Source organism: Pantoea coffeiphila (assembly GCF_016909495.1).
Classification (GTDB): domain Bacteria; phylum Pseudomonadota; class Gammaproteobacteria; order Enterobacterales; family Enterobacteriaceae; genus Erwinia; species Erwinia coffeiphila.
This window is the reverse complement of record NZ_JAFBFW010000004.1, coordinates 353,435-371,340: the sequence shown is the minus strand read 5'-3', so window position 1 is coordinate 371,340 and position 17,906 is coordinate 353,435. Positions and strand designations below refer to the sequence as shown.

Annotated in this window: 14 protein-coding genes; 13 read left to right on the top strand and 1 reads right to left on the bottom strand. The window is 56.3% G+C overall.

What is annotated here, in order from left to right:
• Window positions 1–112 precede the first annotated feature (112 nt).
• The 5 genes from JOE09_RS15195 to JOE09_RS15175 all read left to right on the top strand — a co-directional run bounded on the left by JOE09_RS15195 (window position 113) and on the right by JOE09_RS15175 (window position 4,251).
• Window positions 113–895 (top strand): IclR family transcriptional regulator, encoded by a 783-nt coding sequence (locus JOE09_RS15195; RefSeq protein ID WP_205066364.1) that lies wholly within the window; start codon window positions 113–115, stop codon window positions 893–895.
• A gap of 12 nt (window positions 896–907) precedes the next feature.
• The gene (locus JOE09_RS15190; RefSeq protein ID WP_105593335.1) at window positions 908–1,357 is read left to right on the top strand and encodes a universal stress protein; all 450 of its coding nucleotides are present in this window, start codon (window positions 908–910) and stop codon (window positions 1,355–1,357) included.
• A gap of 54 nt (window positions 1,358–1,411) precedes the next feature.
• Window positions 1,412–2,221 carry a hypothetical protein gene (locus tag JOE09_RS15185; RefSeq protein WP_239553104.1) on the top strand — a complete coding sequence of 270 codons (810 nt, stop codon included), beginning with the start codon at window positions 1,412–1,414 and terminating at the stop codon, window positions 2,219–2,221.
• Window positions 2,222–2,519: 298 nt separating this feature from the next.
• Window positions 2,520–2,801, top strand: a complete 282-nt coding sequence (locus JOE09_RS15180) for a hypothetical protein (RefSeq protein WP_105593365.1) — start codon at window positions 2,520–2,522, stop codon at window positions 2,799–2,801.
• A 568-nt stretch (window positions 2,802–3,369) separates the two neighbouring features.
• Window positions 3,370–4,251, top strand: a complete 882-nt coding sequence (locus JOE09_RS15175; RefSeq protein WP_205066363.1) for an SMP-30/gluconolactonase/LRE family protein — start codon at window positions 3,370–3,372, stop codon at window positions 4,249–4,251.
• A gap of 51 nt (window positions 4,252–4,302) precedes the next feature.
• On the opposite strand, the gene JOE09_RS15170 is transcribed toward JOE09_RS15175, so the two are convergent.
• On the bottom strand, window positions 4,303–5,532 hold the full coding sequence (locus JOE09_RS15170) for an L-lactate MFS transporter (RefSeq protein WP_205066362.1): 1,230 nt from the start codon (window positions 5,530–5,532) through the stop codon (window positions 4,303–4,305).
• An 837-nt stretch (window positions 5,533–6,369) separates the two neighbouring features.
• Here JOE09_RS15170 and tssB point away from each other — a divergent pair.
• The 8 genes from tssB (at window position 6,370) to JOE09_RS15130 (ending at window position 17,892) form a co-directional block, all read left to right on the top strand.
• A complete protein-coding gene (gene tssB / locus JOE09_RS15165) occupies window positions 6,370–6,867 on the top strand; it encodes a type VI secretion system contractile sheath small subunit (protein ID WP_105593338.1) in 498 nt (165 codons plus the stop codon).
• A 34-nt stretch (window positions 6,868–6,901) separates the two neighbouring features.
• Window positions 6,902–8,449: a type VI secretion system contractile sheath large subunit gene (gene tssC / locus JOE09_RS15160; RefSeq protein WP_205066361.1), complete on the top strand. Its 1,548-nt coding sequence runs from the start codon at window positions 6,902–6,904 to the stop codon at window positions 8,447–8,449.
• A gap of 9 nt (window positions 8,450–8,458) precedes the next feature.
• Window positions 8,459–9,799: a type VI secretion system baseplate subunit TssK gene (gene tssK / locus JOE09_RS15155; RefSeq protein ID WP_205066360.1), complete on the top strand. Its 1,341-nt coding sequence runs from the start codon at window positions 8,459–8,461 to the stop codon at window positions 9,797–9,799.
• On the top strand, window positions 9,796–10,482 hold the full coding sequence (gene tssL / locus JOE09_RS15150) for a type VI secretion system protein TssL, short form (RefSeq protein ID WP_205066359.1): 687 nt from the start codon (window positions 9,796–9,798) through the stop codon (window positions 10,480–10,482). The genes tssK and tssL overlap by 4 nt, the downstream gene beginning before the upstream one ends.
• A complete protein-coding gene (locus JOE09_RS15145; RefSeq protein ID WP_205066358.1) occupies window positions 10,479–12,203 on the top strand; it encodes an OmpA family protein in 1,725 nt (574 codons plus the stop codon). Before tssL ends, JOE09_RS15145 begins: the two co-directional genes overlap by 4 nt.
• Before the next feature lie 4 nt (window positions 12,204–12,207).
• Window positions 12,208–12,699, top strand: coding sequence for a type VI secretion system effector Hcp (hcp, locus tag JOE09_RS15140; protein WP_105593343.1), 492 nt, complete (start codon window positions 12,208–12,210; stop codon window positions 12,697–12,699).
• A gap of 178 nt (window positions 12,700–12,877) precedes the next feature.
• Window positions 12,878–15,541, top strand: coding sequence for a type VI secretion system ATPase TssH (gene tssH / locus JOE09_RS15135; RefSeq protein ID WP_205066357.1), 2,664 nt, complete (start codon window positions 12,878–12,880; stop codon window positions 15,539–15,541).
• Entirely contained in the window at window positions 15,538–17,892 is a 2,355-nt protein-coding gene (locus JOE09_RS15130) for a type VI secretion system Vgr family protein (protein WP_205066356.1), read from the top strand. The genes tssH and JOE09_RS15130 overlap by 4 nt, the downstream gene beginning before the upstream one ends.
• The last annotated feature ends 14 nt before the right edge of the window (window positions 17,893–17,906 follow it).

Sequence of the window (17,906 nt, the reverse complement as noted above, 5' to 3'; positions counted from 1 at the left end):
TACATTGACGCAGATATTACATCTTGATGCAGTGTATTGCAATGCGATGCAGTGTGCCGGACAGGGTAAAAAAGTGCTACAGTAAGCCCGACATCAAGGAAAGAGAATCGTTATGTCTGAACCCTCAATACCGCACGACGAAGAACGGACCGGTGGCATTCAGGTCATCACTCGGGCGGCAAAAATTCTGGATGCGCTTGGCGCAAAACCTAACGGTATGAGCCTCGGCGAAATTGCGCTGGCGGTGGATTTGCCGCGTTCAACCGTACAGCGCATTGTTGCCGCGCTGGACTCGGTCAAGCTGGTACGCAGTCACGGTGCCGGTGGGGTTCGTCTTGGCCCGGCGCTTCTGCGGCTGATCGCCAATGTGCATACCGACGTGGTGACGATTGCTCAGCCCTGGCTTCAGGCGCTGTGCCAGGCAACGGGCGAAACGGTGTCGCTGGGCAGAGCAAGCGGGCTGCAGCTGGCCATCGTGCATTATGTGGTGGCCGATCGCGAACTGCGGGTGGTGCCGCGCATTGGCATGAACCTGCCGCTCTACAGCACCTCCGGCGGCCGTGCACTGCTGGCGCTGGACAGCGATGAGGCTGCCCGCGAGCTGCTCGGCGAAGCCTACCAGGCTATCACCGATCTCACCGTGCGTGATTTCCCTGCGCTGCTGGCGCATTTAACGGAAATTCGCCATACCGGTCTGGCCTATGACCGTGGCGAAACGCTGGAAGGGGTGTCAACGATGGCGGTGGCTATCGATACTATTCTGGGGCGTTTTTCCATCAGTCTTCTGGTCCCCACTCCCCGTTTTGAAAAATTTGAAGATCATTACCGTCAGGAGATCCTGAAATGTAAGCTCGGGATGGTGGATGAAATTGGCAAAGTGGCATTGCGTGACTAACAGGAGAAAGCTATGAAAACGCTTTTGGTCGCCGTTGATAACTCTGGGATTGCTCGTAAGGTTGTGGCACTGGCCACGGAACAGGCGCTGGCGCTGCGGGCCGAGGTGGTGGTGTTGTGTTGTATCGACGTCAGCTATGCGTCATCCGGGCCGTTTGAGATTGAAGCCGGGGAAGATCCCGGTGATTTTGGCATGGCGCTGGACGAACAAAACACCGCTGAAGCGGTGGTACGGCGCGCACTGTCGGAACTGCAAAAGTCCGGCGTGACGGCGCGCGGACGGGTGATTGCCGGTGAATCGGCAGAAACCATCGTTGCCCAGGCTAATGCGCTGAACGCCGCGATGATTATTATGGGGCGGCGGCACCTTTCTTCATTTAACCGTCTGCTGAAAGGCTCGTGCAGCGCATCGGTGATAGAACGCGCCAGCTGTCCGGTTTTAGTCGACGTTCGGGCGGATTAAGCCCTTTTTATTTCAGGCTGGCATAACCGGCCTGACTGCATCAGGAAAACCGTTTTGATTTCTCAACCCGTATTGATTTCTTCAGCGATCGCGCTGGTCTGGCTGGTGGTGATTGCGCTACTGGTGAAGCGCGGCAGCCTGGGGAAAATTGCCGCTCTGCTGCTGCTGATCCTGCCCCTGGCGGCGGGAAACCTTTATTACTTCCGCTGGATGGCACCGCAGCAGGCAGAGACGGCCCGACTGGATGCCGCCCAGCTAAAACTGGCGACGCTGCCGGTTTGGCGTACCGTCAAAGTACAGCAGCCGGCCCTGTACAAACAGGCCAGCGATGAGCTGCTGAACGGTCTGCATAGCGGTTTGACTGAGCAACAGGCTTTTGACCGACTGCGCCCGCTGGCGGCAGACCTGCTCAACCAGCGAATTAACGCTGCCGCCGACGATGATCTTATCGGCTATATGAAAGTGTCGCTTGAAGAGATGAAGCAGCTGCGCCAGCAGAGTACCGATCGCTGCTTCCGCTTCCTGTTCCCGCAGGTCAGGGGAGGTGTGGACATTGCCGAGCTGCTGCCGCAGCCGCTGGTTGAAAGTGAAATGCAGGCGATGGACCGGCTGTTAGTTAACAGCCGAGATGGCGATCGCGCGGTGGACTTGCCGCGCGGCCGCAAGCAGCTTCAGTCGGTAGTCAGAACGCTGTACGGAAAGTGGGGCAGTGACTTACAAACCCTTAACACTCCGGCAGAACCGGGCGTGGATGAGAGCAAACTTTGCGATATGACCATCGACCTTTATCAATCTGTGCTGGCACTTGCGGATAAAGATTCAGCCAACGTGTTGCGTATAATTATTAGTGGAACAGGTAATTAACCCTGAAAAAAAGCCCGCTCGCCGCGGGCACAAGTCATTAAGTAAAGCAATGATATAACAATAAAAAACCTGGTGTGGTTCAGACATTTGCGTTGTCTGGATGCATAGTCGCACTGAACGGCTGATAACGCCAGGCGTCTCCCCGAATTGATTCAATCGGTAAAACATTGCATTTTTCTGCTCTGTACTTTGTGAGGTATGCAGGTGCACCGCTGAGTAAAAAAATGCAAATGCGCCGTAGTCTGATAGTCCCCGGAGGCGAGGTTGTTATCATGCTGCCCGGAGGAAAAGAGCAATGATGAAAACAAAAATAACCGCCTTATTGGCACTGCTGCTGCTGGCCGGATGTACGTCCAGCAAGCCTGGCGCATTTGAAAAAGTGGACGAAGACCCGGCGGTGAATACCGTACAGTATCGCTTTAACCCGACTAAAGTGGACAAGGTGGCGCTGGCTGAAGATATCGAGCGTTACTGCACCGAAAGGGGATTTGATAAAGTAGAAGCGCTGTCTCCGCAGGAGAGCCACGTACCGGGATTAATGAAAGCCTGGTATCAGTGTAATTACAGTATTAAGAGCTAAAAAAATGGGCGGATAACTATCCGCCCAAATTTTATCAACAATAACTACTCTTCTTTATTGTTATCTTGCCGTGCGCAGGCTTTGCCCGCCGTCGGTGAGAGATCTCACCGGATAAGTTTACCAGCCCCGATGCGGGCCGCCTCGATGGTAGCCGCCATGATAGCCACCACCTCCGTGATATCCGCCTCCTCCATGATGAGGTGGGGCAACGATACAGCCGCTCAGCATGATGATCAGTGCCATTACAGAGGTTGCTTTCATTATATTTTTCATCATTTCACTCCTGCCATTTCGATACGTACAAATTTAACAAGGCAAAGTGGAGGAATAATGCGGGCAGTGTAGAGTTATTTAATTAGATATTTCAAATAATTTCAGTGGTGAGATTTATAACCTGTCAATTTTATTCTTAAATAAGAATAGTATTAAATATATTCCAGTTTGATAAGAATCATCTTAAATCAGAGTTGGATCGGATTCATCTCCGTGAAGCCGCCAGATTTATTGTTGTGCTTCTGATACTGAAATAACGTAAATTCTATCCGTACATTCTCATCAAGGAGCGGTAATGAGCTATCAGGTAGAAAACGTACTGCGCGCGCAGACCGAGCTGGGCGAATGCCCGCTGTGGGACACGCAGCAGCAGGTGCTGTGGTTTGTCGATATTCTGGCTCCGGCGCTGCATCGTTTCGATCCGTCCAGCGGTGAGCATCAGGTTTGGCCGGTTGCGGAAGATATTGGCTGCATCGGCCTGCGCGAAGAAGGTGGGTTGATTGCCGCACTGCGCAGCGGGGTGTGTTTCCTTGATGAACAGGGGAGCATCGTCCGGCGTATCGCCGACAATCCCGGAGAAGCCGCGCGGAGCCGCTTTAACGATGGTCGCGTCGATCCCTTTGGCCGCTTCTGGTGCGGCAGCCTGTGGGAACCTCAGGATCGTAACGGCGGAAAGCTGTGCCGCGTAGACGAGAATCTGCGGCTGACGGTTCAGGCGGAGGACGTCAAAATTTCCAACGGGCTGGCATTTTCACCCGATCGCCGCTGGATGTATCACACCGATACGCCGAACGGCGTGATGTACCGCTATCCGCTCGATGCCGCAGGTGAGCCGGGGAAAAGGCAGGTGGTCAGGCACTTTATCCAGCAGCAGGGCGGTTTACCGGACGGTGCTGCGGTGGACAGCGAAGGTTTCTACTGGTCAGCGATGTTCGACGGCCAGCGGGTGATTCGCCTTGACCCAACCAGCGGTGACATTGTTGATGAGATCCCGCTGCCGGTGCGCTGGCCCACCATGGTGGCGTTTGGCGGCAGCGATTTGAAAACGCTGTATATCACCAGCTCGCGTGAAAACCGGACCGCAGAGGAACTGGCGCAGTATCCGCAGTCCGGCGATCTGTTTGCCGTGCGGGTCAACGTGGCCGGATTGCCCGAGCCGCGCTTCATCCATCAATAAAGAAAAACCGCCGTCGGTCAGGACGGCGGTTCAATATTATTAAGACAGCTATCAGGCGTGCTGCAGCTCTTTTCTCTGCTGCGCAGTGGCGTTTGGCATACGGATCACCGCCGACATCAGCAGTGAGACCACCAGCAGCGCCATAATCAGGCTGAAGGTCACCATAAAGCCACCGAACAGGGAGGCAATCAGCGAGCCAAGCACGCTACCGATACCGAAGCCGAGGTAAATCACGCCGTAGTTTTTGGTCAGGTTATTGAGGCCGAAGAAATCACTGACCAGCGATGGATAAACGGTAATGGTGCCACCGAAGCTGAAGGCTACGCAGGCGACGGCAATAAAGAAGGTGGTTTCATTCATGCTGCTGAACAGCAGGATGCCCATACCGCACAGGGAGACCACCTGCGCAAGGCTGATCACCCGGATACGCGCTACCTTATCAGACATAATGCCCAGCACCAGGCGACCGCTGAGGTTAGCGATAGCGATAATGGTGACTGCGCTGGCGGCGGTCTGCGCGCTGAGGTGAACCAGGCTCTCACCGATATCCTTCGCCACGCCAATCACATACAAACCGCTCATGCAGGCTGTCAGGAACATCAGCGCCAGCATCCAGTACTGCGGCATACGCATAGATTCTGCCAGCGTGAAATCGCGGGCTGGCTGAGCGCTGCTGCTACTGGCTGATGCTTTCTGCAGTGGTGCATCTTTCATCATCAGTGAACCCAGCACGATCATGCTCATCGCCAGTCCGCCCCAGATCATAAAGGTGGTTTCCAGGCTGTTCACGCTGAGCAGGTAGCTACAGATAAATTTAAAGCCCAGGCTACCCAGTCCGTAAGCACCTATAGAGCAGGCAGAAATCAGGCCTTTACGCTCCGGGAACCACTTCACGCAGTTAGACAGGGTAATCAGATAGCCCGCGCCATCCGCCAGGCCAACCAGCACGCCTGCGGTCAGGTACAGCATAAACAGGTTGTCAGCCTGCGAGGTCAGCATCAGACCCGCGGCCATCAGCAAACCGGCAGACAGCGTGACCTTACGCACGCCAAAACGTTCCTGTAGTTTCCCGGCAACGGAAGAAGCCAGGGCCAGGCCAAGACTCAGCAGACCAAAGGAGAATGCGACCTTACTGATCGGTGCATCCAGCTTGCTGGACAGCTGTCCGTTGAACAGGCTCCAGGTATAAACCGAACCGAGGGCAAATTGAGTAATAATGGTGCCAATCAGGGTTAGCCAGCGGGTGCGGTTAACGCTGCTGCTTAATTTTGGTGTGTTCATGAAATTCTCCCAATGGGAATGCTAAGAATCTTTAAATTGGGGAAATTTTAAGCCTGCCGGCGATATCGGCGGCGGAAAAAGGCATGAAGTGCCGCATTCAGGGAATGAAATGCACGGATAGCGACATGAATGGCATCGGGCAGCCGTTTTGATGGACTTGAAGTTAAGTGAATATATTGATTTAAATCAATTTTTTTAAAATTTAGCAGCCGGGTTGTGTGGTGTCAATGGGGCGACGGTGGTTGATAATAGTGGCTGAGAAGGCAGCGGTAATTCTTTTCCTGCTGCTCGTGCTGTTTGCCAGATGGAGGCGTAGCCTGACATTAAGTTCACCGGATTTACGGAGGGAGTCAAATACTCCTTTTGTGGTGTTATGTCGATATTTATTCATCTCTACTTTTAACATAGTAAAAAATCCAATATCGATGTTCGTTTGGTATTTTTCTTATTTTTGCGTGTTAGCTCAAGTAATGGTTAACATTCTCAGTATTGAAAAGTGTATTTAAATGAACCTATTCTAAGAAACCTCTTATTAATTTTGGTGTTTATGAAGTAATAATGATATTGGTCAATTCTTCGTTGTTTTAGTGTTTTATTTTGTAATGCCCGGTTAAAACTTGCGATGTTTCTTCATTTTGATGTTTACTGAATCGTGATTTGGTTTTTTTACGACTGTTTTTTCGTAAAAGCAGAAGGGTGTTTGTTTTTAATAATAAGAATTTTCTAATTTTTATGTTTATATTCGCGCGTTTGATTAATTAAGCCTGAATGCTCTATTATCGCCCGCAAAGAAATTAAGACTGCAATTCTTTACATGGCGATATCAAAGAGGGATTTATGAGCGACAGCTTCCAGAAGGAAATACCAAAAGCACGTATTAACCTGAAACTCGATCTTCATACCGGCGGGGCCAGTAAGAAAATGGAATTACCGCTGAAATTACTGGTTGCCGGTGATTTCAGTAACGGCCAGGAAACCGCACCGCTATCGGAACGCGGTAAAACAGACATTAATAAGAATAATTTCAACAGCGTGCTGGCGGAATATTCTCCGTCGGTGAATCTCACCGTTGAAAACACGCTGGCCGGAGACGGTAGCGAAGAAAATATTCATCTCACCTTCCGTAATATGAAGGATTTCACCCCTGAACAGGTGGCCCGTCAGATACCTCAGCTCAAGGCCATGCTGGCCATGCGCAACCTTCTCCGCGATCTGAAAGCCAATCTGCTGGATAACCAGAACTTCCGCAAAGAGCTGGAAAAAATCCTGCTTGACCCGGCACTGAGCAATGAACTGCGTAGCGAACTGTCCGCGATGGTGCCGGAGCAGGCATAAACGGTCGCAATGATTAACGGATTAACAAGAGAATATGCTGATGTCTGTACAAAATGAGAATGCCACTGCTGCGGAAAATGTCACCCTTGAACATCCGCAGGCGGGCGGCGTTTATGCTTCCCTGTTTGAAAAAATCAACCTCCATCCGGTTTCCTCTCTCAGCGCGTTGGATATCTGGCAGGATGCACAGGCGATGTCCGATGCAACCGCCGATGAGCGCCTGACCGCCGGCATGCAGGTCTTCCTGGAACGCCTGCGCCAGGCGGGGACTAAAGTCGAGAAGCTGGATAAAGCGCTGATTGACCACCATATTGCCGAGCTGGATTTCCAGATTGGCCGCCAGCTGGACGCGGTACTGCACCACCCGCAGTTCCAGGCCGTTGAGTCGCTGTGGCAGGGCGCTAAATCGCTGGTGGATAAAACCGACTTCCGCCAGAACGTCAGAATCGAGCTGCTGGATCTGTCGAAGGAGGATCTGCGCCAGGACTTTGAAGATGCGCCGGAAGTGATTCAGAGCGGTCTCTATCTGCAAACCTACGTGGCGGAATATGACACCCCGGGCGGCGAACCGATTGCCGCGCTGATTTCGGCCTGGGAGTTCGACGCTTCGGCGCAGGACGTGGCCCTGCTGCGCAATATCTCTAAAGTCTCCGCCGCCGCCCATATGCCGTTTATCGGCTCCGCCGGGCCGAAATTCTTCCTGAAGGAGTCGATGGAAGACGTGGCGGCCATCAAGGACATCGGCAACTACTTTGACCGCGCTGAATACATCAAGTGGAAATCCTTCCGCGACACCGATGACTCGCGCTATATCGGGCTGGTAATGCCGCGCGTGCTGGGCCGCCTGCCTTACGGACCGGACACCGTGCCGGTACGCAGCTTTAACTACGTGGAAGAGGTGAAAGGCCCGGATCACGATAAATACCTGTGGACCAACGCCTCGTTTGCCTTTGCGTCCAACATGGTGCGCAGCTTTATTGATAACGGCTGGTGCGTGCAGATCCGTGGCCCACAGGCCGGCGGCGCGGTGAAAGATTTGCCGATCCACCTGTACGACTTAGGGACAGGCAATCAGGTGAAAATTCCGTCTGAGGTGATGATCCCGGAGACCCGCGAATTTGAGTTCGCCAACCTCGGCTTTATTCCGCTGTCTTATTACAAGAACCGCGACTACGCCTGCTTCTTCTCGGCCAACTCCACCCAGAAACCGGCGCTGTACGATACCGCTGACGCCACCGCCAACAGCCGGATCAACGCCCGCCTGCCGTATATCTTCCTGCTGTCGCGCATCGCTCACTATCTGAAGCTGATCCAGCGCGAGAACATCGGTACGACTAAGGATCGTCGCCTGCTGGAGCTGGAACTGAACACCTGGATACGAGGCCTTGTCACCGAAATGACCGATCCTGGCGACGAGCTGCAGGCTTCCCACCCGCTGCGTGACGGCAAAGTGGTGGTCGAGGATATCGAAGATAACCCGGGCTTCTTCCGCGTGAAGCTGTATGCGGTGCCGCACTTCCAGGTGGAAGGGATGGACATCAATCTGTCGCTGGTCTCGCAGATGCCGAAAGCGAAAGCATAAGGGCGCTGAATGAGAACGGAACAACCGTTATGGGGCCGGGGCATTATGCTCTCGCCCCAGCATTTTCAACAGCAGGCTGCTCATGCGGCCTGGTCTGCGGAATTTATTGCACGTCTCGGGTTGTGCCAGCCGTGGGGCGTGATCGAAGCCTCTTTCGAAGATGATGCGCTGAAACTGGGCCGCCTGCAGGCCCGTCGCCTGTGCATTCGTTTCCAGGATGGAACACTAATTGACACCAGCAATGCCGATGCGCTTCCCCCGGTGCTGCCGCTGGAAGGAGAACAGGGTGAAACGGTCGTGCTGCTGGCACTGCCGCTGCTGCGAGCGAACGGCGGTAACTGCCTGAAACCCGAAGAAGCTGCCGAACGTCCGGTGCGTTATCGCCAGCGCTGGCGCGATATTCGCAATCAGTTTGGCGATGACGATCGCCAGATTGCGGTGATGCAGCATGAGCTTTGTCTGCGTTTTGCCCATCAAAACAACAGCGACTACCTCACCTGCCCCGTTGCGCGTCTGCATCTGGACTCGCAGGGGCTGTGGTCGCTGGATGACAGCTTTCTGCCGCCGATGCTTACCCTGCAAAGCAGCGGCTGGCTGATGCAGCAGCTTGATCAGCTCATGGTCCAGTTGCGTGCCCGCTTAACAAGGCTGATGGCGATGCGCCGGGAAAGTAACGCACGCATGGCGGATTTCGCCGTCGCTGATGTGTCGCTCTTCTGGTTGCTCAATGCGCTAAACGGCGCTGAGCCGGTACTGGCGCAGTTTCTGCAGTATCCACAGAGTGCCCCGGAACGTTTGTATCCTGAACTGGCCCGGCTGGCCGGCAGCCTGCTGACCTTTTCGCTGGAGCATCAGAGCGGTGCGATCCCGCCTTGGCAGCACGAACGGTTGAACGATGTATTTCCGCCGCTGTTTGCGCTGCTTAATGAGCTGCTGGAAGCCAGCCTGCCATCGCGCGTAGTGGCGATTGAGCTTAACCACGATAAGCGCATGCGTCAGTGGCTGGCGCGTCTGCAGGACCCTCGCCTGCGCGACGGGGCGGATTACTACCTTTCCGTTCGCTCCTCCCAACCTGTTGCACAGCTGCTGGAGCAATTCCCGCGCCAGTGCAAGGTCGGCAGTCCGGATTATGTCACCAGTCTGGTCAACGCATCCCGCCAGGGGATACCTCTCAAGCCGCTCAGCCATGTTCCTGCCGCCATCCCACTTCGGCTGGAGAACCAGTATTTCTCGCTGGATCTCACCCACCCGGCAGCGCGGGAAATGCTGGAAAGCGGCAACTGTATGTTCTACACGCCGGGCACGCTGGGCGAGCCTGAACTTGAACTTTACGCGGTACTAAGAACATGAGTGAGAGTAAAGGCAGAGCGGCCTCATCCGTCGATATTGATGCGCTGTTTCAGGATACCTGGTTACAGGTTATCAGCCTGCGCCACGGTCCACTGTTTCAGGAGGGAGAAGGCTACCTTCTCTGGCAGCGCTGCGTAGCGGAAATAGAACGTGTACAGCAGTCGCTTAACGACGGAGGGGTGGATGAAGCCGGCCGCCAGCATATTCTTACCGCACACTGCGCCCTGCTGGATGAGGCGGTGAAAAGCCGTGGCGTGCAGGATGACGCCTGCATGCAGTGGTATGACATCCCGCTACAGGGGCATTTTCTTGGCACGATTGAGGCGGGGGACACGTTGTGTGACCGCATGCGCGCCGTGCTGCGTGAAACGCAACCCGATGCTGCCGTGTTGACCTGTTTTCACCGGGTCATGCTGTTGGGATTTATCGGTAGCTATCATTCGCTGAACGATCCTCAGCGTGAGCAGCTGGTCAAGATGCTGAACGATCGGGTTCCACCGTTTACTCCGCAGGATCAACCGGTGCTGGCGAATGCTTATGCGGCGAGCCGTATCGGCCCATGGTTTACATCCTGGCCGCTGCGTATTGGCGTGAGCGTCGCGATCCTTATCACGCTCTGGTGGGGGTTGGACCGATCCCTGGACAGGATGCTGGCGACCCTGCTGCCGGGAGTGATTCCATGACCTCTACGCAGCGCAGCGTGCTGGCGATATGGGGAGCACTGCTGAGCGCCGTTGTATGCCTGGGTTTTTTGCCGCTCCCACTGCGCGCAGCAACAGGGATAACGCTGATTTGCATTGGCGCGATCGCAGTCGTCTGGTTTCTGATGGCCCGTGGCAGGGGACATAAGGCGGCGATTCGCTTCGACAATTTGCCGGAAGCCAGCTGGCGGCAGCCGGTGGTGCTGGTGTGTGGTGATATTTCGCAGGTGTGGCCGCAGGAGTCTCCGGTACTGGTGCTGTCGCAGGGCTGCTGGATCAACGTCGCGAATCACCAGGACATGGAACAGGTTGCCCGCCATCTGCTGTGGCTGCGCCCCGACTGGGGGCGCCAGCTGTCGCTGATGGTGAACATCTGTCCGCAGCAGCAAACGGATACGGAAACGCTGACCGGCCGTTTACTGACCCTGCGCTGGCAGTTAAGCCAGCTGCGCCGCGAGACCGGCTGTGCGATCCCGCTGCTGCTTCATGCTCAGCTGGGTTGCAGCATGATGCACGAAAATCTGTGGCAGACCGCGATTGCAGATCAAGCTATCCAGGTCTGGCGTGAAGGAGCGCCCCCGTTGTCGGTAGCAATCTGGAGCGCCAGCGAGGGGGCCCAGGCTGTGCAGTCGCAGGTGATCATCGGCAGCCTGTCCGCATGGTTTAGCCAGCATGTAGTCGCAGTATTTACTGATGAAAATCCGGATATCCCTGCTGTGCTGCCTGCGGCGATCGTTTGGGGGGCTGGCCCTGCGCTTGCCGGTGCCTTACCGGAGTCTGCCTGGCTCAACTGGCTGCGTAAGCACAGTGCGATGCAGCATGTTGCTGGCTGGTCTCCTGTGCCAGACAACGCGGCCACGCCCCCGGTTCTGCCTGATTTTATCCTGCCCCTTTTACCCCGGGGGGCGGGATTGACACCCCGCCAGCGCCTGTGCCGCGCCGGACTGACGGCCTTTACCTTTGCGGCGATTGTGGCGCTGTGCAGCAGCGGCTGGAACAACCGCCAGCTGCTGCAGCGGATGAATTTCGATATCCAGCATTTCTATCGCATCGCCAGCGGCGACCACATTCGTAAAGCTGAGGCCCTGAAGATCCTGCAGCAGGATGCTGCGCAGCTGGATGGCTGGGCCCGCAACGGAGAGCCGATGTCTCTGGGGCTCGGATTATATCGGGGTGAAAGCCTGCGTCTGCCGATTCTGACGGCGATTCGCTCCTATACACCGCCATCTCTACCGCAGACGCAGAAAACGCTGCCGAAGGTCCAACCGGAAGCCGCGCCGCAAATTATTCGCCTCGACAGTATGTCGCTGTTCGATTCCGGCAAGGCAGAGCTGAAGGCGGGATCGACGAAAATGCTGGTTAATTCCCTCGTGGGAATTAAGGCGAAGCCAGGCTGGCTGATCGTGGTCAGTGGACACACTGATAACACCGGTAATTCCGGGCTTAATCAGGCGCTGTCGCTGAAGCGTGCGGAGGCGGTTCGCAACTGGATACGCGATACCGGCGACGTGCCGGAAAGCTGTTTTGCAGTACAGGGCTATGGCCAAAACCGCCCGATTGCAACCAATGACACGATGGAAGGGCGGGCGCTCAACCGCCGTGTCGAAATCAGTCTGGTACCGCAGGCCGATGCCTGTCAGATACCGGACAAAACCCCAGCGTCATCTCAGGATGATGACGTATCACAACACAATGGAGAGTAATTCCATGGCAATTCCTGTTTACCTTTGGCTAAAAGACGACGGCGGCGCGGACATCAAAGGGTCCGTTGACGTACAGGATCGAGAAGGCAGCATTGAGATCGTGGCCCAGGAACACAACCTGTACATCCCGACCGATAACAACACCGGTAAGCTGACCGGTACTCGCATCCATACCCCGTTCCTGTTCACCAAGGAAATCGATGCCTCCAGTCCGTACCTGTATAAGGCCGTCACCACCGGACAGACACTGAAATCTGCGGAGTTCCGCTGGTATCGCATCAACGATGCAGGCCAGGAAGTGGAGTATTTCAATACCAAACTGGAAAACGTCAAGCTGGTGAAAGTGAATCCGAAGATGCATGACATCAAGGACCCCGCCTACGAGAAGCACAACCATCTCGAACATATCGAGCTGCGTTACGAAAAAATCACCTGGACCTACAAAGACGGCAACATCATTCATTCCGATTCCTGGAATGAACGCGCCACGGCGTAAGTCTCCGGCGGGCAGATTTCCTGTCCGCCTTTTTTGTTTTTGCCGAACGCCTGTGGTTACGGGCGTTCAGCAAAAATAACCCTATGGAAATTCGACCTGATGCGCTTTGAGTTCTTTGCATAAAGAAAAGCGATGGGCGGTAGCGTGCCTCAAGGTCCCTGACAGCGAGTTAACTAACATGGAAAACCCCGCAATTCTCCTGCGTCGTCTCAACCCTTACTGTGCCCGCGCGATGGAAGGTGCAGCGTCATTGTGCCAGACCCGCGCTCACGCAGAAATTTTGCCGGAACACTGGCTGCTGAAGTTGTTGGAGCAGGGGGAGGGCGATCTGACGGTGCTGGCGCGCCGCTATGAGTGGGATATGGACGGGATGTGGCAGTCGCTGCTGGACTGGCTGGATAGCCTGCCGCGTTCGGTGCGCGGACGCCCGCAGCTGTCAGAGAATCTCCAGTCGCTGATGCAGCAAGCCTGGCTGCTGGCGTCGCTGGCGGGGGAAGAAAGTATTCGCAGCATTCATCTGCTGATGGTGCTGATCGACAAACCGAAAACGGTGCGCTGCGACGGGCTTTGGCCGCTGCTGACCCTGGGTCAAATACAGCTGGAACGCCTGCGCCCTCTGCTGGACAGGCAGTCGGAAGAGCGCCCGGAAGTCCAGCAGGAAGCGGAGCTGGCACGAATCCCGGCAACGGAAGAAACGATCGCCACTGCGGCTGACGGCGCGGTGAACCATGAGAACGCGTTGTCTCCCGCACTGCAGAATGCGCTGGATAAATTCACCCTCGATGTGACCGCAAAAGCGCGGGAGGGAAAAATCGACCCGGTATTTGGCCGTGATACTGAAATCCGCCAGATGGTGGATATCCTTTCCCGCCGCCGTAAAAACAATCCGATTCTGGTGGGCGAGCCGGGCGTAGGTAAAACGGCACTGGTGGAGGGACTGGCGCTGCGGATTGCTGAAGGTAACGTACCGGAGAGCCTGAAGCCGGTCAGCCTGCGTACGCTCGATCTTGGACTGTTACAGGCCGGTGCGGGGGTAAAAGGTGAATTTGAGCAGCGGCTGAAAAACGTCATTACTGCGGTACAGCAATCACTCGCGCCGGTACTGCTGTTTATTGATGAAGCACACACGATAATCGGTGCCGGTAACCAGGCGGGCGGCGCGGACGCGGCTAACCTGCTGAAACCGGCGCTGGCGCGCGGCGAATTGCGCACCATCGCTGCAACTACGTGGAGCGAATACAAACAGTATTTTGAACGCGATGCGGCCCTGGAGCGTCGCTTCCAGCGGGTTTTAGTGGACGAGCCGGATGATGAGACCGCCTGCCTGATGCTTCGCGGTCTGAAATCCCGCTACGCGGAGCATCACGGAGTTTATATCACCGACGATGCGGTACGCGCGGCCGTCACGCTTTCCCGCCGTTACCTTACCGGGCGACAGCTGCCGGATAAAGCGGTGGATCTGCTGGATACCGCGGCCGCCCGCGTACGGATGAGCCTGGATACGCTGCCTGAAGCGATTGTGCATCTGCAAGCGCAGATAAATGCGCTGGAGCTGGAGGAACAGGCGTTGAGCGAAGATATTGCCGCTGGCAGCCCCCCGAAAAGCGAACGGTTGCACGACATTGCCCATCAGCGTGAGCGGCTCAGCGCAACCCTGCAACATTCGCAGGCGCGACTGGCGGATGAAAAAAGCCTGGTGCAGCAGCTGATTGCGCATCGTCAGCAGGCCGGTTCGACGGATGCAGCAGGCTTACGGCAGCAGCTGGCTAGCCTGCAACAGAACGAGGCCCTGATTCAGCTGGATGTGGATAGCCGTACGGTAGCAGGCGTAATCGCTGACTGGACCGGCGTGCCGCTCTCTTCTCTGATGAAGGATGAACAGACAGAACTGCTTAATCTGGAAGCGGAGATGGCGCGACGCGTAATAGGCCAGGATGCGGCACTGAATGCGATTGCCCAACGACTGCGTGCGGCCAAAACCGGATTGACCCCGGAAAATGGCCCGCAGGGGGTATTTCTGCTGGTGGGCCCGAGCGGCGTGGGCAAAACCGAGACCGCGCTGGTACTGGCCGATGTGCTCTACGGCGGTGAGAAGTCGCTGATTACCATCAACCTTTCCGAATATCAGGAACCGCATACCGTTTCGCAGTTAAAAGGCTCACCGCCGGGGTACGTCGGTTACGGACAGGGGGGCATTCTGACCGAAGCGGTGCGTAAACGCCCCTATAGCATTGTGCTGCTGGATGAGGTTGAAAAAGCTCATCGCGACGTGATGAACCTGTTCTATCAGGTGTTCGACCGTGGATTTATGCGCGATGGCGAAGGGCGTGAAATCGACTTCCGCAATACGGTGATCCTGATGACTTCTAATCTGGGTAGTGATGTGCTGATGCAACTGTTGCAGGAACAGCCGGAAGCCACAGAAAGCGATTTGCATCAGCTGCTGCGCCCGGTGCTGCGCGACCACTTCCAGCCCGCGCTACTGGCACGCTTCCAGACGGTAATTTACCGATCGCTGGCACAGGAACCGATGCGTGCCATCGTCCGGATTAAGCTCGAACAGGTTAGCAAGCGCTTGCATCGGCACTATGGGCTGAAAACACACATTGCCGACAGCCTTTACAACGCACTGACCGCCGCCTGCCTGCTGCCGGACACCGGGGCACGCAATGTGGACAGCCTGTTAAACCAGCAGATCCTGCCAGTGCTGAGCAAGCAACTACTGGTGCATATGGCGGCGAAGCAGAAGCCACAAACGCTGACGCTCGGTTGGGATGAGGACGACGGGATCGTGATGGAGTTTGATGGCGAAACGGCAGAAGCACAAGGAGAACAGCCATGAGTGCAGCACCGCTTAGCGTGGCATTCAGCCACAGCCACCACCTGCTGGCGGTACGCGGCTGTGATGCGGATCTGGACGTGCTGGTCTTTGAAGGCCGCGAGGCGCTAAGCCAGCCGTTCAGTTACCGCATTGAGTTCACCAGCAGCCAGCATGCCATCAGCAGGGAAAACATGCTGCTTAAACCGGCGTCACTGACGCTGCAGGCCCCGGTGGATCAGGGCCGGGGGATTAAAATCCAGCAGCCGGTGCGGGTGATCCAGGGTGTGGTGACAGGGTTTGACCGCCTCAGCACCTCAAAAGACGAGACGCGCTATGCCCTGACGCTTCAGCCCCGGCTGGCGCTGCTGGACCGCTCGCACCAGAACGCCATTTATCAGGACATGTCGGTGCCGCAAATCGTGGAGAAAATCCTGCGTGAGCGCCACGACATGCGCGGTCAGGATTTCCTGTTCTCGCTGGTGCAGGACTATCCGCGCCGCGAACAGGTGATGCAGTACGGCGAAGACGACCTGCACTTTATCCGCCGTCTGCTGGGGGAAGTGGGTATCTGGTTCCGCTTCACCACCGACACGCGGCTGAACATTGACGTGGTGGAGTTTTACGACAGCCGGCAGGGCTGTGAGCCGGGCCTGACCCTGCCCTCGGTCCCGCCGTCGGGCCAGCATTCCGTGGGCGTGGACTCGGTGTGGAACATGGAAAGCCATCACCGGGTGGTGCAGAAGCAGGTCAGCACCCGGGATTACAACTATCGCCGGGCCACGGAAGACATGAACACGCAGGTGGATGCCACGCGCGGCGACTCCACCACGTACGGCGATGCGTATCATTATGCCGACAACTACCTGACGCCGGGCAGTGCATACGACCGCAACCCGGCCCCGGAGTCCGGCGCATTTTATGCCCGCATCCGCCATGAACGCTACCTGAACGGGCAGACGCAGACCCGCGCCACCAGCAGCAGCCCGACGCTCTGTCCGGGGCAGGTGCTGAAGGTGACCGGGGGTTATGAAGTGGCGGCGGTGTTTGCTGACGGCGTGGTTATCACGGCGATAAACAGCCACGCGCGCCGTGACGCCGACTTTACCGTGCATGTTGACGGCATCCCGGACGGCACCGACTTCAGCTTTCGCCCGGCACCCGGCTCCCGTCCGGTGATGGCCGGTACGCTGCCGGCCCGGGTGACCAGCACCACGCCGAACGACACCTACGGTCATATTGATAAAGACGGCCGCTACCGGGTGAACATGCTGTTTGACCGCGACGGCTGGGAAAGCGGGTTCGAAAGCCTGTGGGTACGCCAGTCGCGGCCGTACGCGGGGGATACGTACGGCCTGCACCTGCCGCTGCTGGCGGGGACGGAAGTGGCGATAGGCTTTGAGGACGGCAACCCGGACCGGCCGTACATTGCCGGGGTGCTGCACGATTCTGCGCACGGCGACCACGTCACCATCCGTAACTACAGACGTAACGTGCTGCGCACGCCGTCAAACAACAAAATCCGGCTGGATGATAACCGCGGGCAGGAACATATCAAGGTCTCGACGGAGTACGGCGGCAAAAGCCAGCTGAACCTGGGCCACCTGGTGGACAGCGAGCGGCAGAAGCGGGGCGAAGGTTTTGAGCTGCGGACGGACAGCTGGGGTGCGATACGGGCGCAGAAGGGGATATTTATCTCGGCGGACGGCCAGGCGAAGGCGCAGGGCGAGGTGCTGGAGATGGGGGCGGCGGTCAGCAATCTGGCTGAGGCCCGTGAGCAGATGACGGCCATTTCAGAGGATGCTCAGACGGCGAAGGCAAATCCGGCGGACCTTCAGGCACAGATTAAGCTGCTGGAACAACAGCTTACGGATCTCAGGAAATCGGTGCTGCTGATGAGTGCACCGGACGGGATTGCGCTGACCAGCGGACAGCACCTGCAGGTATCGGCAGGCCAGAACCTGATTGCCACGGCCGGAAAGAATGCGGATATCAGCGTGGTGAAAAATCTGTTTATCGGGGTCGGTCATGCCCTCAGCGTGTTTGTTCGTAAGCTGGGTATCAGACTTATTGCGAACCAGGGGCCGGTAAAAATACAGGCGCAGAACGACCTGATGGCGCTGATCGCCCGCGGCGAACTCAGCGTCACCAGCACCGAAGATGAAATCCATATTACTGCGAAGAAAAAAGTGACGATAAACGGTGGCGGAAGTTATATCACCCTTGATGTGAATGGTATTGAATCGGCCACTCAGGGGGAGTACCGGACCAGGGCCGGGCATTACGGGCGAAAAGCTAAGGCCAGTGAGCCAAAAGACTTCCCGAATGTGGCACCTGAAACCACAGAATCTTCCAGTAAATTCAGCTTTTCCTGACAGGGAGTCACAAG

Coding starts and splice junctions, on each gene's coding strand:
- tssB (WP_105593338.1), top strand. CDS start 6,370: ATGAGCGACAGCTTCCAGAAGGAAATACCAAAAGCACGTATTAACCTG.
- JOE09_RS15175 (WP_205066363.1), top strand. CDS start 3,370: ATGAGCTATCAGGTAGAAAACGTACTGCGCGCGCAGACCGAGCTGGGC.
- JOE09_RS15145 (WP_205066358.1), top strand. CDS start 10,479: ATGACCTCTACGCAGCGCAGCGTGCTGGCGATATGGGGAGCACTGCTG.
- tssL (WP_205066359.1), top strand. CDS start 9,796: ATGAGTGAGAGTAAAGGCAGAGCGGCCTCATCCGTCGATATTGATGCG.
- tssH (WP_205066357.1), top strand. CDS start 12,878: ATGGAAAACCCCGCAATTCTCCTGCGTCGTCTCAACCCTTACTGTGCC.
- JOE09_RS15180 (WP_105593365.1), top strand. CDS start 2,520: ATGAAAACAAAAATAACCGCCTTATTGGCACTGCTGCTGCTGGCCGGA.
- JOE09_RS15130 (WP_205066356.1), top strand. CDS start 15,538: ATGAGTGCAGCACCGCTTAGCGTGGCATTCAGCCACAGCCACCACCTG.
- tssC (WP_205066361.1), top strand. CDS start 6,902: ATGCTGATGTCTGTACAAAATGAGAATGCCACTGCTGCGGAAAATGTC.
- JOE09_RS15190 (WP_105593335.1), top strand. CDS start 908: ATGAAAACGCTTTTGGTCGCCGTTGATAACTCTGGGATTGCTCGTAAG.
- hcp (WP_105593343.1), top strand. CDS start 12,208: ATGGCAATTCCTGTTTACCTTTGGCTAAAAGACGACGGCGGCGCGGAC.
- tssK (WP_205066360.1), top strand. CDS start 8,459: ATGAGAACGGAACAACCGTTATGGGGCCGGGGCATTATGCTCTCGCCC.
- JOE09_RS15170 (WP_205066362.1), bottom strand. CDS start 5,532: ATGAACACACCAAAATTAAGCAGCAGCGTTAACCGCACCCGCTGGCTA.
- JOE09_RS15195 (WP_205066364.1), top strand. CDS start 113: ATGTCTGAACCCTCAATACCGCACGACGAAGAACGGACCGGTGGCATT.